We start from the raw sequence: 14,973 nt of genomic DNA on the forward strand, positions 1-14,973 counted from the left end.
GCCCAGCCTAGGTGCCCACAACCCTTTCTCGTCTCGGCGGAAGCGGAGACCGCGTCGCGACGGCCGGGATCCAGCCTCAGTATTATCCTCGTCACCGGTTGATTCGAACGCTTTTTGCTCCTCCTTCTCCCGTCGGGCTTCGATTTCAGCGGCCTCCGCAGGTGGCAGTGATCGCTGGATCCGCTCGAACTACCGGTTCCGATCAGCGGTCGAAGGATTTTCGCAGCAGCCGGACCTGCGGCGCCGGTGCCGCCGCCGTAGCCTGACGAGCATCCCCGCCATGACGGCCATCACGACGGCGGTCCCGGCACCGATGATCCAGGGATTACCGAGGAGCCCACCGACGCCTGCGAGTGCTCCGCCCGCCGCGATGAACGGCAGGCCGCAGCAGAGCAGCGACGGAAGCGCGCAGCATGCCAGCAAGAGCAGCCCGGTCACTGCAGCGACGACGGGACCGGCGCGCCATTCGTCGCGGTCCTGATCGGCGCTCATCGTCTGCTTCAGGATGAGATCTCCCCGATTGCCTGCGTTGCCGTTCATGCGCAGCACGACAGCAGCGACGGGTCGGTGGTGAAGGCCTTCGCGGCGATCCGGATGCCCTCGGCCATGGTCAGGTAGGGGGCCCAGGCGTTGGCGACCTCGGCGACGGTCCTGCCGAGCACGTGGACGCCTGCGGCGGCGAGCTCCCCGGCGTCCTTGGCGACGGCGGTCAGGCCGAGGATCTCGTTCGTCTCGGCGTTCACGACGATCTTGATGAACCCGCGGGTGTCGCGGTTCACCAAGGCGCGGGGCACGTGGTGCAGGGGCAGGACGCGGCAGTCGCAGCGGATCCCCGCGGCGAGGACGTCCTTCTCGGTCATCCCGACCGCGCCGATCGCGGGCCCGGTGAACGTCACCCGCGGCAGGCGGGCGTAGTCGACGGACCGGTCGGCGTCGGCGAACGCGTTCTCGGCGACGAGGGTGCCGTGGTGGGCGGCGACGTAGACGAACTCGGGGTGCCCGGTCACGTCGCCCGCGGCCCAGACCCGCGGGTTCGAGGACTGCAGCCGGTCGGAGACGACCACCTCGCCGGAGTCTCCGGTATTCACCCCGACCGCATCGAGGTTCAGGCCATCGGTGACGGGACGGCGTCCGAGGGCGACCAGGACCTGGTCGGCGCGGAACTCCTGCGAGCCGCCGGACAAGGCGGCGGTCACGACGGCCTCGCCTCCCGTGCCGCGGGAGACCCGGGTGGGCACTGCGCGGCTGACGACGCGGATGCCTTCGTCGGCGAACACCCCCTGGAGCGCCTTCGACACCTCCGGCTCCTCCTTCGAGGCGAGCCGGGACCGCACGAGCAGCGTGACCTGCGAGCCGAGGCGGGCGAACAGCTGCGCCTGCTCCAGGGCGACGTAGCCGCCGCCGAGCACCAGCAGCGACTCGGGGACCTCCGTCAGCTCCATCGCCGTGGTCGAGGTCAGGTATCCGGTCTCCTCCAGGCCGTCGATCGGCGGTGCCCACGGGCGAGAACCAGTCGCGACCAGGTAGTGGTGGGCCTCGATGGTCTCGACGCTTCCGTCGGATCCGGCAACATCGAGAACCGGCGCATCAGGGGTGCCCACGAACGAGGCGTCGCCGCGGAGGACCTGCCAGCCGTAGGAGTCGGCGACGTCGGCGTACTTCTCGCCGCGCAGCGACTCCACCAACGCTTGCTTCCCAGCGATCAGCGCGGGCATGTCGACGGGATCCGCCGTCGTCGCGATCCCGGGGAACCGGGTTGCGGCGTCGATCGCGACGTGCCGCGCGCCGGCCGCGGCAATGAGCGCCTTCGACGGGACGCAGCCCGTGTTCACGCAGGTGCCGCCGAGCGTCCCGCGCTCGATCATCACCACCGACTTCCCGAGCGTGCTGGCGCGGATCGCAGCGGCGAACGCGCCGCCTCCCGATCCGATGATGGCGAGATCGTACTTCGTAGGCATCGCTACTCCTGTCAACTCTTGGCTTTCTGCTCTGTCTCAGCCATACTGGACCTTCCAGTGCAGGGGAAGGTCAAGCGCGGCCACGGAGGGAGACAGCAATGTGGATCGGAGAACTCGCCGAGAGGGCGGGCACTACCGCGAAGACCCTTCGCTTCTACGAGGAACAGGGCCTTCTGCCCCCGACCGAGCGCACGCCGTCCGGATACCGCGACTACGCGCCCGAGACGGTCGCTCGGATCGACTTCATCCACCGCGGCCAGGCCGCGGGCCTCACCCTCGCCCAGATCCGCCAGATCCTCGACATCCGCGACGGCGGCCATGCGCCCTGCGAGCACGTGCGCGACCTGCTTGACGTGCGCCTCGCTGAGATCGAGCAGCAGATCGCGCAGCTCTCCGTGCTGCGCGACACTATCGCGGACCTTAGCCAGGACGCCGCGCACCCGGATCCTGAAACGTGCAGCACCGATCAAGTGTGTAGGTACTTGTAGACGGCGGGAGTCAATGACTCAAACGCTACAACCCCGATATGCGCTAGCGCATGTCGATGCCGCCGGTGCCCGCCTCGATGATTTTGGTGGTGGTCGCGATAGCACACAGCAGCGGCATCGGGGCGGAGGCCTGCAGCGCGAAGTGGTGGACTCGGAAGGACGCGTTGTTCACGCCGATTTCGTCCGCAGCCTGGGTGATCTCCAGACGAGTCTTGCCGATCTTTTCCGCAGATGGCCCGCACTAGCTGCCGAAGGCGTAATGCCCGAAGCTTAAGAAGCCGAACGCTTTCATTGGATAACACTCCTTTTGATGGTGTTAACGAGAGGGAGTAACTTTGCAACGACATACCGTGGAGTTCAAGTTCAACGTAACGTAAGGCGCGCCAGTGTTAGTCATATGACAACACGTGCTGCCATTTACCGTCGCATCTCGCTCGATGCTGCAATGGACGGTCTTGCCATCGAGCGTTAGCGAGAAGACTGTGAAGCGATTGCAAAGCAGCGTGGCTGGACTGTCGTGCCCACCTATGTGGATCAGTCGATCTCGGCCTCTAATAAAGACGTGGCACGTCCTGACTACGACGCGATGGTCCTAGCTATGAGCGAGGCGAGCTAGACGCAATTATCTGCTGGGACTTGGATCGTCTAACACGACAGCCTGCGCAGCTCGAAGAGTGGATCGACAGAGCAGAAGAGCACGGGTTGAAGCTTGTCACCGCGAATGATGATGCGGACCTCAGTACTGACGGAGGCCGGATGTTCGCGCGCATCAAGGCGGCCGTGGCACGCGGTGAAGTCGAGCGTAAAGGGGCTAGGCAGTTACGCGCCCAACAGCAGCGTGCTGAGCAAGGGCGCTGGTGTTCCGGCGGTGCACGTCCTATTGGCTACAGCTCAACAGGTGAGATCATCTCTGCTGAGGCGGAGGCTGTACTTGGTATCTATCGTGCTATCGAACGCGGTAATTCCATGCGCGATATCGCCAGCGTGCAGTGCATTGCTGCTTCAATTGGCCCTTCTTGCGTGCTCTCTACTGTCCCAGCCACTTTATTGACACGTAGATTGCACTATGTACTAGGCAGCTATTTCATTGACACGTTAATTAAACAGTGAAGTGGCCAGCCATTCTATAGGCACGTTTACTGCGCAATAGATTGACACCAACGCCGTGTCCACTACTCGGGGGACACCCCCGGTGACGGTGGCCAGCACAAAGACGATGGTGAAGCCGAGAATGAACAACCCGGCCGCACCCGCTACCGCCCACTGGCGTTTGGTGACCACCGTGCCCCCTCGGCGTCGTAGTCGACCTCCCCGCCGACCACACTGGCCAGATACGACATATACCCGGGTACCAGGGGTACGACGCACGGGGAGGCGAACGAGATCAGACCCGCAGCTGCCGCAGCCAGGATGCCGATCATCAGTGGCCCGGTGGCCGAGGCGTCGGCGAACTGCTGGCCGATCGCCAACTACGCCATCACATCGACGGTCATGATGCTGGTGCCTCCTCGGCCAGCGGCAGGGCGGCATCAAGGATGTCATCGGCGGTGACTTCCCTCAGGAACACCGCGGCCGGGCGGTGGCTTCGGTCCAGGACAATGGTGGTCGGGATGACCGAGGTCGGCACCCCACCCAGGGCCGCAGCGATACGAAACGGCGGGTCGTAGATCGAGGGATAGGTCACCGCGTTGTCGAGTTTGAAGTCCTGGGCGATGGTCTGGTTGTAGTCACGGACGTTGATGCTCAGCACCGTGCCACCGAGGGGGTCGAGAGTCTCCTGGACAAGCTGCAGGTCATCGACTTCCGCCCGACACGGTGCACACCACTGGCCCCAAGCGTTGAGGACGACGACCTCGCCTTCAAAATCAGACAGGCTGATCTCATCACCCGCCTCCTTCAGTGACGGGCCGGAGAAGTCCGGCAGCGGGGCACGTTCCTCCTTTGCGTAGATAATCTCGGTTTGGCCTCCTGGTGAGTGGAACTGGAAGGTGCCCCCGACGGCGACGGCGTTTCGGGCGCCGTCGCCTGAGAACAGGCCACCAGGGTCACGGCGGTGAGCACCGCGGCAACCGCGATGGCGGCTCTGCGGGGGTGTGCTCGGTATGGATTAGATCTCCTTATTCCGGGGCGGTGGGGAAGAAGACGGTGTTCTGCTTGTCCCGGAAGACCACAACACCGAGGGAGGTCATCGTGCTGCCCGGTGGGTGGTCTGCAGCGACTCTGCCCACCTCGGCACTCAACCCTGCTGTGGGGGGTTACTCGTAGCGAAGCGAGCTGAGCATCCCGGTTTCCATGTGATAGGCGTTGTGGCAGTGAAATGCCCACTCACCGGGGTTGTCAGCGATCAGGTCGGCGATCATGGTTTCACCGTGGCGGAGAAGGACGGTGTCCTTGCGTAGCCCGCCGCTGCCGGGCAGCGCCCATGTGTGGCCGTGGATGTGCATGGGATGGGGCATCATGGTCCTGTTGCGCATGACCATCCGCAGGCGCTGGCTCTCCTGCACGGTTGCGGAGGAGGATTGGCCGTCGGTGAGAATGCTCCATTCATACGGCATCATCTGCCCGCCCAGGTCGATGCTGACTTCTCGGTCTGGTGTGCCCTCGGGCAGGAGTGCACGGTCTGCTGGCTTTAGGGAGGACAGAAGCAGTCCGGTGGACGACAACTCGGGGAAGTCGACATCGGGGCGGGGGGCCTGGCCGCCGGCGGTGCGGATGACGGCGAAGGCGCGGTCGTCCTTACCCACCGCCAAAGCCGTGAGCGGGAATATGCCGTCGCCGAGGATGACCTCGACGTCGACACGCTCGCCCATCGACAGGTAGATCGATTCGGTCTCCCTGGGCTGGACAGGGAAGCCGTCGGTGTGGGTGACGGTCATGCGGTGACCACCGAGGGCCACCTTGAAGATGGTGTCACCGCCGGAGTTGATAAACCGCAGGCGGGCCTTGTCGCCCGGGCGAGCCTCGAAGGTCCGGTGAGCACGGGGGATACGTCCGTTGATGAGGTAGTGCGGATACATCACATCGCCGGCATCCCCGCCCAGTACCCGGTCCGGGGTGCCGTGCATCATCTGGCCGTGACCTCCCATTCCCATCCTCCCGTTATGGTCGCCCGAACCCATTCCGGTGAGCTTGTCGAGCTCATCGTCGGGAGTGCCCTGAATGCCATCGACCCAGTCGTCGAGCACGATGGTCCACTCGACGTCCTGGTCCTCAGCGTCTTGCGGGTCACGGATGATCAGAGGGGCGTGGAGGCCGCGATCAAGCTGCAGGCCGGTGTGGGAATGGTAGAAGTAGGTGCCACCGTGGGGGACTTCAAAAACATAGGAGAAAGACTCGCCAGGTTCAATGGGGTCCTGGGTCATGCCGGGCACACCGTCGGCTGCGTTGTGGAGTGCGATGCCGTGCCAGTGGATGGAGGTGCTCTCAGGCAGTTCATTGGTGATATCGACCTGCAGGACGTCGCCGGCGGTGGCCTCAATGGCCGCATCCCCGGTGTCAGAGACGTATCCCCACGTGTTGGCTTCGATGCCGCCGATATCCAGGGAGAGGGGCCGGGCGGTCAGTGTCCGGCGCACCGTCGGCTCACCGAGCGCAGTGGGGGTGGGAGTGGGGCGAAGGGAGGGACCTGGTGCCGAGGCAGCGGGTCCAGGGTCGCTGGTGCAGGCGGCCAGGGCGCCGGTGCCGGCGAGGACGAGCCCGCCGAGCAGAAACTGTCGTCGGGAAAACGCGTTCGTCATGATTTAACCTTCCTGGTGTAAGTATTCAGTGACACGGGAGACAGGCGCAGGTGAGGACCCTGCTGAGCCATCACGTCAGGCGCAGGTCTGTGACACAGGTGGCACCGTCGTCGGTGGTGGAAAACTCCGTGGTGCCGGTACGCCCCTGGTAGCTGACCTCAATCAGGCCGGTGACATCATCGGGAAGCCAGAAGCCAATAAACCCGTTGTCGAAGGTGGTTGTCGCCTCGTCCACCAGCACCTCACCGGTCGCCTCATCGGTGATCGTGACCTGGATGTCCTCATTGCTGAGTTCCCCCAGGCAGGTCGTGAGGCTGTGGTAAAAGCAGTCGTGGGTGGAGGTGAGATAGGGTGCGATCGAGACATACGTCTGATTGTCGGGAAGATCGACCACGACTTCCTGGTCACCGCTCGAGAGCAGCAGCTCATCGGCACGCACTGAGGCGATCAGATCCGTGGGACGCTCAGCGACCTTCTGCCGGTCGAGGTGATCAATGATCTCCACCGCGTCCATGTCGGCCAGGCCATGGGTAGTCAGGAATGTATCCTGGGACACCGTCCCGTCGGCCGTGGGTTCCGGGTCGGCGGCCGAACACCCCGTGAGGGCGAGGGCAAGGGCGGCGGCTGCGATCGCTGCTCGTTTCACGTCAATCTCCTTGGATCGTGGCAACACTGTGAGAAGACACCGCCTCAAGGTCGATGCCATACCTTTATCTAGCACGGGTGCCGGACGGACTAGAAGCCAAATACCCTGCTCATAGCGTTATAGCAGGGCGAAGAGGGGGTGAATTCGGTGGGCTGGGTCACCACCGAGACACCACCCCACAGCCGTGGGCGATGTCCTTCTACCCGCCCCGGGTATGCGGTGCAGGCAGTGAAAATCCCTGGTGGCGCCTGCTGAACCGACCAGGGGAGGCGATGCCGCCGGCCCGGGGTGGGGCACAGGGGTGACGGCGGTCGAAGGGTGATATTTGAAGATTTGATGAAGATTTCCCCGCCGGGCACTGAGCGAGGGTGGTATTCCCCCTGGACGGAGTGATACTGGGGTCTATGGCTGACCGCACACCGACCACCGCCACGCCCCCGGGGCGGGTGCTGGTCGTCGATGATGAACAACCCCTGGCTCAGATGGTGGCCTCCTACCTCATCCGGGCCGGCTTCGATACCCGCCAGGCGCACACCGGCACCCAGGCCGTGGACGAGGCCCGTCGCTTTTCCCCCGATGTTGTGGTGCTGGATCTGGGGCTGCCCGAACTCGACGGCCTGGAGGTGTGCCGACGGATCCGCACCTTCTCGGACTGCTACATCCTCATGCTCACCGCGCGTGGCAGCGAGGACGACAAGATCAGCGGTTTGACCCTGGGGGCGGATGACTACATCACCAAACCTTTTAGCATCCGGGAACTGGTGACCCGGGTGCATTCGGTGCTGCGCCGCCCGCGCACCAGCATCACCCCACCGCAGGTGACCACCCCCTTGATCGTTGGTGACCTCATCCTTGACCCCGTCGCCCATCAGGTGCGGGTGGGGGAGACGACCGTGGAGCTCACCCGCACGGAGTTCGAGCTGCTGGTTGCCCTGGCCCTGCGCCCCGGCCAGGTGCTGACCCGCCACGACCTGGTCACCGAGGTCTGGGACACCACCTGGGTCGGTGATGAACGCATCGTCGATGTCCACATCGGCAACTTGCGTCGCAAGCTCGGCACCGACACCCGGGGCCGGGGGTTTATCGACACCGTGCGTGGCGTGGGCTACCGGGTGGGGCAGCCATGAATCACGGACCCGGCCTGACCTTCCGCTTCCTGGCCGCCCAGGTGTTGGTCGCGGTGATTAGCCTGCTGGTGGCCGCGGCCGTGGCCACGATGGTGGGCCCGACCCTGTTCCATGATCATATGTTGATGACCGGCCAGGAGAACCCCTCGCTGGAGCTGTTCCATGCCGGGCAGGCCTACCGGGACGCCAACCTGATCACCCTGGCCGTCGCCCTGCCCACCGCCTTGATCAGCGCCCTGCTGGCCAGCCTGTGGTTATCGCGTCGCCTGCGCATCCCCCTGCAGGATCTCACCCGCGCCGCTACCGGCCTGGCGGCCGGCAACTATCGTATCCGTGTGCCCGCCGGAGAAGCAGGCCCCGAGGTCACCACCCTGGCGCATGCCTTCAACACCATGGCCGACCGGCTGGAACACACCGAACAGGTCCGCCGCCAGATGCTCTCTGATCTGGCCCACGAAATGGGCACCCCCTTATCGGTGCTCACGGTCTACCTCGATGGTCTCCAGGACGGGGTCGTGGACTGGAATAATGCCACCCACACGATCATGGCTGACCAACTCACCCGCCTGACCCGGTTGATGGAAGACATCGACGATGTCTCCCGGGCCCAGGAACACCGGATCGATTTGGACCTGGCGGAGGAAGGGCTCGGGGATCTGCTCCATACCGCCGCTGCTGCCGCGGGGGAAGCTTATGCTGACAAAGGCGTCGATTTACAGGTCGAGACCATTACGGACACCGCCCGGGTGCTCGTGGACCGGCAACGCTTCGGCCAGGTGATGAGCAATCTCCTGTCGAACGCGCTACGGCACACCCCAGCCGGCGGGCTGGTCCGGATCAGCGTCCACCGACAGGGGGCGTCCACCGCGCTCATCCACGTCGCCGATGACGGCGAGGGCATCCCACCTGGCCAGCTCGAACACATCTTTGAACGCTTCTACCGGGGGGATGCCGCCCGCAGCCGGGACAACGGCGGGGCCGGTATCGGTCTGACCATCTCCAAGGCATTGATCGAGGCCCACGGCGGCACTCTCACCGCCACCTCCCCCGGACCCGGTCGCGGAGCGGTGTTTGCCCTCCGCCTCCCGCTGTCCCCTCCCGACAGTGAGGAGGCTGCTCGGTGACCACACCCTGCCCCGCGTGAGGGCCGTGCCCTGCACCCCTTGAAAATATACCCCCGGGGGGTATATGCTAGCGAGCGTTACCGCATCCCACCGACCCATAGGAGCTTTCCCATGATCACCTCCCCGCCCCGCCTCTTGCCGATGGCCTCCCACGGCTGCAGCTGTTGCGGACCTGCCTCACGTGCCGACACCGCCTCCATCCCTGCCGCCAGCGACTCGTCAGCAGGAGGGGCCTCCCCTAGCTACCAGGTCACCGGCCTTACCTGCGGGCACTGCGCGAAAAGCGTGACCCAGGCCCTTCAGGCCCTCCCCCAGGTCGACGACGTCCAGATTGATCTCGCTGCTGGTGGTGTTTCCACCGTCACGGTCACCGGTGCCGTACCTCCGGAGATGGTTCGTCGGGCCATCGAGGAGGCCGGCTACACCGTCTTATCCTGATCAGTTTTGCCCATCATCTCGACCCCGACCGGGTTGAGCGGAAGGAACGTCATGAGCACTCCCCACCATTCCGGCGATCACCATGGTGATCACCCCGCTCCGGAAGCAGACCACACCCACCACCCGGATCATGCCAGCCACGAACACCACGTAGATGCCGACACCCACGGCCAGGCGATGCCCCACGATCACCCGCACTCCGCCCTGGACGATGACCACCACGTTCATGGTCACGGCGAACACGCCGGACACAGCACCGCAATGTTTCGGGACCGCTTCTGGTGGTCGCTGATTCTGTCCATTCCCGTCGTTATTTTCAGCCCCATGGTCGCCCAGCTGCTCGGCTACCACCTCCCGGCATTCCCCGGATCCACCTGGATCCCCCCGGTGCTGGGCACGATCATCTTCGTCTACGGCGGAACGCCTTTCCTCAAGGGTGGATGGAACGAACTGAAATCCCGCCAACCCGGGATGATGCTCCTGATCGCCATGGCCATCACCGTGGCGTTTGTCGCCTCCTGGGTCACCACTCTGGGGCTGGGCGGTTTTGACCTGGACTTCTGGTGGGAGCTGGCCCTGCTGGTGACCATCATGCTGCTGGGCCACTGGCTGGAGATGCGTGCTCTCGGGGCCGCGTCCTCCGCGCTTGACGCGCTGGCTGCCCTGCTGCCGGATGAGGCCGAGAAAGTCATCGACGGGACCACCCGCACCGTGGCCATCTCCGAGCTGGTCGTCGACGACGTCGTGCTGGTGAGGGCCGGTGCCCGGGTGCCGGCCGACGGAACCATCCTCGACGGAGCCGCCGAATTCGATGAGGCGATGATCACCGGCGAATCCCGTCCCGTCTTCCGCGACACCGGTGACAAGGTGGTCGCCGGTACTGTGGCCACCGACAACACCGTCCGTATCCGGGTGGAGGCTACCGGCGGGGACACCGCCCTGGCCGGGATCCAACGCTTGGTTGCCGACGCCCAGGAGTCCTCCTCCCGGGCCCAGGCCCTGGCGGATCGGGCGGCGGCGTTGTTGTTCTGGTTCGCGCTGATCTCCGCTCTGATCACCGCGGTGGTGTGGACCATCATCGGCAGCCCGGACGATGCCGTGGCGCGCACAGTCACGGTACTGGTCATCGCCTGCCCGCACGCCCTGGGCCTGGCGATTCCGCTGGTCACTGCGATCTCCACCGAGCGGGCCGCGAAATCCGGGGTGCTCATCAAGGACCGGATGGCGCTCGAGCGGATGCGCACCATCGACGTGATGCTCTTCGACAAAACCGGCACCCTGACCGAGGGGGCGCACGCGGTCACCGGTGTCGCGGCAGCTGTCGGCGTCACCGAGGGCGAGCTGCTGGCCCTGGCCGCCGCCGCGGAGGCCGACAGCGAGCACCCCGTGGCCCGCGCCATCGTGGCGGCCGCGGCCGCCCATCCCGAGGCCTCCCGTCGGCAAATCCGTGCAACTGGTTTCAGCGCCGCCTCCGGCCGGGGGGTCCGGGCCACTGTCGATGGCGCTGAGATCCTCGTGGGCGGGCCGAACATGCTGCGCGAGCTTAACCTCACCACCCCGGCCGAGCTCACCGACACCACCAGCGCCTGGACCGGGCGTGGGGCCGGTGTGCTCCATATTGTCCGCGACGGTCAGATCATCGGTGCGGTGGCTGTCGAGGACAAGATCCGCCCCGAATCCCACGCCGCCGTGAAAGCCCTGCAGGACCGCGGGGTGAAGGTCGCGATGATCACCGGTGACGCGCAGCAGGTGGCCCAGGCGGTTGGCCAGGACCTGGGGATCGATGAGGTCTTCGCCGAGGTCCTGCCCCAGGACAAGGACACCAAGGTCACCCAGTTACAGGAGCGTGGCCTGAGCGTGGCCATGGTCGGCGACGGTGTCAACGACGCCCCCGCTCTGACCCGCGCGGAGGTCGGTATCGCCATCGGGGCCGGCACGGATGTGGCCATGGAATCCGCCGGAGTGGTCCTGGCCAGTGATGACCCGCGGGCAGTGCTGTCGATGATTGAGCTGTCCCAGGCCAGCTACCGCAAGATGATCCAGAACCTCATCTGGGCCTCTGGCTACAACATCCTCGCCGTGCCGCTGGCCGCCGGCGTGCTCGCCCCGATCGGGTTCGTGCTGTCCCCAGCCGTGGGCGCGATCTTGATGTCTGCCTCGACCATCGTGGTGGCCCTGAACGCCCAGCTGTTGCGCCGCATTGATTTGGATCCGGCCCACCTGGCTCCGACCGAGTCGAAGGAGGAACACACCACGCCTACTCCGGCATCCACCGCCGTCCGCTGATCCACTACTTCTCTCCACTGCCCCCCTATGACCCTGAAAGGCTCCACGATGAAGCGCACCCTTGTTCTTTCCGCTCTCGCCGTGGCCTCCACCCTGGCGCTGGCCGCCTGCGGTGAGGCCACCGAGTCAGGCAACACCGACGCGACCACCTCGGCCACCAGCACTGCGACGACTACCGCTGAGACGACCGAGACCACCACGGCGACGACTGAGGCGGACGGGGAGATCTCCGCCGATCACAACGACGCGGACATCATGTTTGCCCAGATGATGATCCCGCATCACCAACAGGCCGTGGAGATGAGTGAGATGCTCCTGGCCAAGGAGGGTATCCCCGCCCAGGTCGTGGAGTTTGCCCAGGGGGTTATTGACGCCCAGGGACCGGAGGTTGACCGGATGAACGCCATGCTCGAGGCCTGGGGCCAGCAGCCGGTCACCGACTCCGGGGGCATGGGGACCAAGGACGAGATGGGTGGAATGGATCACGGGGAAATGGGTGGCATGAGCGGGATGATGAGCCAGGAGGACATGACAGCCCTCGAGGAAGCCCAGGGCACCGAGGCTGCCCGCCTCTACCTGGAGCAGATGACCGCCCACCACGAAGGTGCGGTCGACATGGCCCGTGACGAGGTTGCTGACGGCCAGAATCCCCATGCGATCACCCTGGCCGAACAAATTATCAACGACCAGGAGGCCGAGATCGCCCAGATGCAGCAGATGCTCACTGACCTATGACAGGTCCCCGTCTTTTTCTGATCCCGAGGACAGGAATCTGAAAAAGAGGGATAACCGTGACGATTGCGACCTGCTGCGGGCGATGGGTCGTTGTCACCGCAGCGGGTGCACCGGGGTGGATGTTTCTTCTCCCTCTGGTCGCACCACTTCGGCTAGGCCTTCGACGTGCTCCGCCTCCTTGCGTGCGTCGCTGCGAATCTGCTCGGCGTCTTGCTCGGCCTTCTCACGGGCTTCCTGCAATACTCGGTCAGCAACTTTGCGGGCCTGCTCTTCGGCGTTCTGTTGGATACGCTGTGCCTTCTTGAGCTCGTCGGCGTCCTGTTTGCGATCACGTTGCGTCGCGTCCATGTCACGTTGCACGGAGCGTCGCTTCAGTTCGACTTCGCTCTCTCGGTTCGCGAGATCACGCTCCCAGTCTTGCTGCTCAGCGTAGCGGTCCGGGTTCAGTGACTCGTTGTGTCGTTCGGAGACTTCGAGCTCGACCGGGTAACCGAGCGAGTGCATTTGTTCGCGCAGGCCCTTTTGCGCCGTCAGCGTTTTATGTTGTCCACTGATCTGCTTGCCCTTCTTCGGATCATCCTTGTACCTGTTCGACGGGTCGGTGTTGTACGCAATGCCGGGGCGGCAGCGTAGCTTGTCGGGATCATCGGGATTGGGGGAGAAGGTATCCGCTTGGAACTGGGTGTGCAGGTAGCCCTGCACCATGAAAAATATGTACATTGAACGCGCATCCTTCCGTGCCCTGTTGCTTCCCGAGTTGCTAGATATTCCGGGAGCGATAGCGCCATGACCCCATCTTGCGGTACTTCTCTGGATTTACTTGCTGTCTTTAGCGGAAAGGTTTCTTTGCGCCGACACGCCGTCGAGTTCAAGTTCAACGTGTAGTTACGCTTCGGGACTGCCCACGCAAAACTCGTTGCCTGGGGTGGAGTCGGCCATGACAAAGGCTCCGTAGTCGGTGACGATCTGGCATCCTGTTGCGGCGGATCAGAATTCGGTGAGCTTAGAGGGACCGTTACAGCCGAAATTTATCTGGCTGACAGCGGAGACTGTGTCACACATAGTTCGTATTGAACCTGTATTCCGATTAGCCGAGAAGGCTCCGGTACTGCTTACGTGCCTTCATTGAATAGATGATTGTCTCCGTTCCGTCATCCCAAAGGAGAACGACGAGCTCAAGTAAGCGCATCGAAGTGTCGAATCCAAGACGGAGCTCTCGTTGAGGATTTTCATCGTCTAGCGGAGCGTGAAATGCGCAGCCTGAGGTCGCCGCGACAATGGAATCTTCGGGCTCGATGCCGTGCTTGGTCGCGCTCCGTCGGACTTCCATCTTTAGATCGTGTTCTTCAAAGCTTCACGGATCGCCTGCGACCGTGACCAACCGTGGGCAGCGGCATACTTGTCGAGGTTCGCAATCTCTTTGGGCGAGAGTCGGATGGAAATCACTTTTGCCGCGTCGTTGTTTCGCGGCTTCCGTCCTCGTCGGCGCAGCGTCTCCACGTCGTAACCGTTTTCGGCTTCGGTTACCCACCTGTCAATTTGCGCCTCGCTCACCGGTTGGCCATTAATCGTTTTCATAGAAACTAATCGTAATACGGAAATCATTGGAACTTCTAGAGGAAGACGGGTATTGCCTGAAGCTCGGTGGAGCTCAAATTCAATGTGAGCTTCACCAATGGGCTAGCTGAATGCGGTAACCGACCAAACCCTCGTAACTTTGGCGAAGTTCCACCGAAATCACAGCTGGGGCTTACGCCTCGTCGACTTCAGCTCCGAGCGCCGCTTCTTCGCTTCGAGACGGCGCCGCACCGAGCCGCGCGTCGGCTTCGTTTTCCGCCGCGGAGGAGGCGGTGGGGCGAGCGCCTCCCGCAATAGGGTGGCCATGCGCTCTCGCGCCTCGGCGCGGTTACGGACCTGTGAGCGCTGCGTCGACGCGCTTATGGTGAGCACAGTGCCGTCCAGGCGGTGTTCGAGGTTGTGGAGGGCGCGGCGGCGTTGGGCGTCGGAAAGCGATGCGCATTCCGCGATGTCGATGGAGAGCTGCACCTTGCTGTCGGTGGTGTTGACGCCCTGGCCGCCGGGGCCCGACGCTTTCGCGAACCGCTCCGTCAGATCCGCGGCGGCGACGACGAGGCCGCCGGGGATACCCGGGCCGGGTGCGATGGTCAGGTCCTGCATGCCCAACACCCTACGTTCTTGCGTCCTGCGTCAACACCGCAGCCCAGTTGCAACGCAAGTCTCAGCGACCGAACTCCCGGTAAATCTCATCCATCGTGAACCTCGTACCGGAGTCAATCTCGACGGCTGAGCGAAGTTCCTGCAGGTCTTGAAGATCTTCGATTCTTTCCGCGATGGCGAATCGAGCAAAACTCGGAAAACAGTTACGCCCTCAGCACGCGCAAGCTTCGTTACGAGTGATGCTTCCTCGCTGCTC

The 14,973-nt window shown here is 64.0% G+C and carries 13 protein-coding genes and 4 pseudogenes; 7 read left to right on the top strand and 10 right to left on the bottom strand.

Going from position 1 to position 14,973, the window contains the following annotated elements:
* Positions 1-189: 189 nt before the first annotated feature.
* Both merT and merA read right to left on the bottom strand, forming a co-directional pair.
* Positions 190-540: a mercuric ion transporter MerT gene (gene merT / locus CGLAUT_RS04340; protein ID WP_005293255.1), complete on the bottom strand. Its 351-nt coding sequence runs from the start codon at positions 538-540 to the stop codon at positions 190-192.
* Positions 537-1,958 carry a mercury(II) reductase gene (gene merA / locus CGLAUT_RS04345; protein WP_290186555.1) on the bottom strand — a complete coding sequence of 474 codons (1,422 nt, stop codon included), beginning with the start codon at positions 1,956-1,958 and terminating at the stop codon, positions 537-539. Before merA ends, merT begins: the two co-directional genes overlap by 4 nt.
* A 98-nt stretch (positions 1,959-2,056) precedes the next feature.
* Between merA and CGLAUT_RS04350 the strand changes: the two genes are divergently transcribed.
* Positions 2,057-2,446, top strand: coding sequence for a heavy metal-responsive transcriptional regulator (locus CGLAUT_RS04350; protein ID WP_005290994.1), 390 nt, complete (start codon positions 2,057-2,059; stop codon positions 2,444-2,446).
* A gap of 46 nt (positions 2,447-2,492) precedes the next feature.
* Here the strand turns inward: CGLAUT_RS04350 and CGLAUT_RS12200 are convergent.
* Positions 2,493-2,738, bottom strand: a pseudogene (locus CGLAUT_RS12200) (LLM class flavin-dependent oxidoreductase); the annotation flags it as partial.
* 237 nt (positions 2,739-2,975) lie between these two features.
* Here CGLAUT_RS12200 and CGLAUT_RS04360 point away from each other — a divergent pair.
* Positions 2,976-3,556 (top strand): annotated as a pseudogene (locus CGLAUT_RS04360) (recombinase family protein).
* Positions 3,557-3,637: 81 nt separating this feature from the next.
* Here CGLAUT_RS04360 and CGLAUT_RS04365 read toward each other — a convergent pair.
* The 4 genes and pseudogenes from CGLAUT_RS04365 to CGLAUT_RS04380 form a co-directional block, all read right to left on the bottom strand.
* Positions 3,638-3,867: pseudogene (locus tag CGLAUT_RS04365) on the bottom strand (cytochrome c biogenesis protein CcdA); the annotation flags it as partial.
* 68 nt (positions 3,868-3,935) lie between these two features.
* Positions 3,936-4,507, bottom strand: a pseudogene (locus CGLAUT_RS04370) (TlpA family protein disulfide reductase).
* Positions 4,508-4,701: 194 nt separating this feature from the next.
* Complete coding sequence (locus CGLAUT_RS04375) at positions 4,702-6,183, bottom strand: multicopper oxidase family protein (protein ID WP_290186558.1); 1,482 nt, start codon at positions 6,181-6,183, stop codon at positions 4,702-4,704.
* Positions 6,184-6,253: 70 nt separating this feature from the next.
* Complete coding sequence (locus CGLAUT_RS04380) at positions 6,254-6,829, bottom strand: CueP family metal-binding protein (protein WP_095659647.1); 576 nt, start codon at positions 6,827-6,829, stop codon at positions 6,254-6,256.
* Positions 6,830-7,233: 404 nt separating this feature from the next.
* On the opposite strand from CGLAUT_RS04380, the gene CGLAUT_RS04385 reads away from it, so the two are divergent.
* The 5 genes from CGLAUT_RS04385 to CGLAUT_RS04405 all read left to right on the top strand — a co-directional run bounded on the left by CGLAUT_RS04385 (position 7,234) and on the right by CGLAUT_RS04405 (position 12,539).
* Positions 7,234-7,956 (top strand): response regulator transcription factor, encoded by a 723-nt coding sequence (locus CGLAUT_RS04385; RefSeq protein WP_290186559.1) that lies wholly within the window; start codon positions 7,234-7,236, stop codon positions 7,954-7,956.
* Complete coding sequence (locus tag CGLAUT_RS04390; protein ID WP_290186560.1) at positions 7,953-9,080, top strand: sensor histidine kinase; 1,128 nt, start codon at positions 7,953-7,955, stop codon at positions 9,078-9,080. Before CGLAUT_RS04385 ends, CGLAUT_RS04390 begins: the two co-directional genes overlap by 4 nt.
* A 111-nt stretch (positions 9,081-9,191) precedes the next feature.
* Complete coding sequence (locus CGLAUT_RS04395) at positions 9,192-9,518, top strand: heavy-metal-associated domain-containing protein (RefSeq protein WP_290186561.1); 327 nt, start codon at positions 9,192-9,194, stop codon at positions 9,516-9,518.
* Positions 9,519-9,569: 51 nt separating this feature from the next.
* The gene (locus tag CGLAUT_RS04400) at positions 9,570-11,804 is read left to right on the top strand and encodes a copper-translocating P-type ATPase (RefSeq protein ID WP_290186562.1); all 2,235 of its coding nucleotides are present in this window, start codon (positions 9,570-9,572) and stop codon (positions 11,802-11,804) included.
* Positions 11,805-11,852: 48 nt separating this feature from the next.
* Positions 11,853-12,539: a DUF305 domain-containing protein gene (locus CGLAUT_RS04405; RefSeq protein ID WP_290187011.1), complete on the top strand. Its 687-nt coding sequence runs from the start codon at positions 11,853-11,855 to the stop codon at positions 12,537-12,539.
* Between the two features lie 93 nt (positions 12,540-12,632).
* Here the strand turns inward: CGLAUT_RS04405 and CGLAUT_RS04410 are convergent, their stop codons facing one another.
* The 3 genes from CGLAUT_RS04410 to arfB all read right to left on the bottom strand — a co-directional run bounded on the left by CGLAUT_RS04410 (position 12,633) and on the right by arfB (position 14,717).
* Positions 12,633-13,259, bottom strand: coding sequence for a F0F1 ATP synthase subunit B (locus tag CGLAUT_RS04410; protein ID WP_290186563.1), 627 nt, complete (start codon positions 13,257-13,259; stop codon positions 12,633-12,635).
* A 612-nt stretch (positions 13,260-13,871) separates the two neighbouring features.
* On the bottom strand, positions 13,872-14,117 hold the full coding sequence (locus CGLAUT_RS04420) for a ribbon-helix-helix domain-containing protein (RefSeq protein WP_290186566.1): 246 nt from the start codon (positions 14,115-14,117) through the stop codon (positions 13,872-13,874).
* Positions 14,118-14,276: 159 nt separating this feature from the next.
* A complete protein-coding gene (gene arfB, locus CGLAUT_RS04425) occupies positions 14,277-14,717 on the bottom strand; it encodes an alternative ribosome rescue aminoacyl-tRNA hydrolase ArfB (protein ID WP_290187013.1) in 441 nt (146 codons plus the stop codon).
* Positions 14,718-14,973 lie beyond the last annotated feature (256 nt).

The sequence above is a fragment of the Corynebacterium glaucum genome, from assembly GCF_030408855.1.
Taxonomy (GTDB): Bacteria; Actinomycetota; Actinomycetes; order Mycobacteriales; family Mycobacteriaceae; genus Corynebacterium; species Corynebacterium glaucum.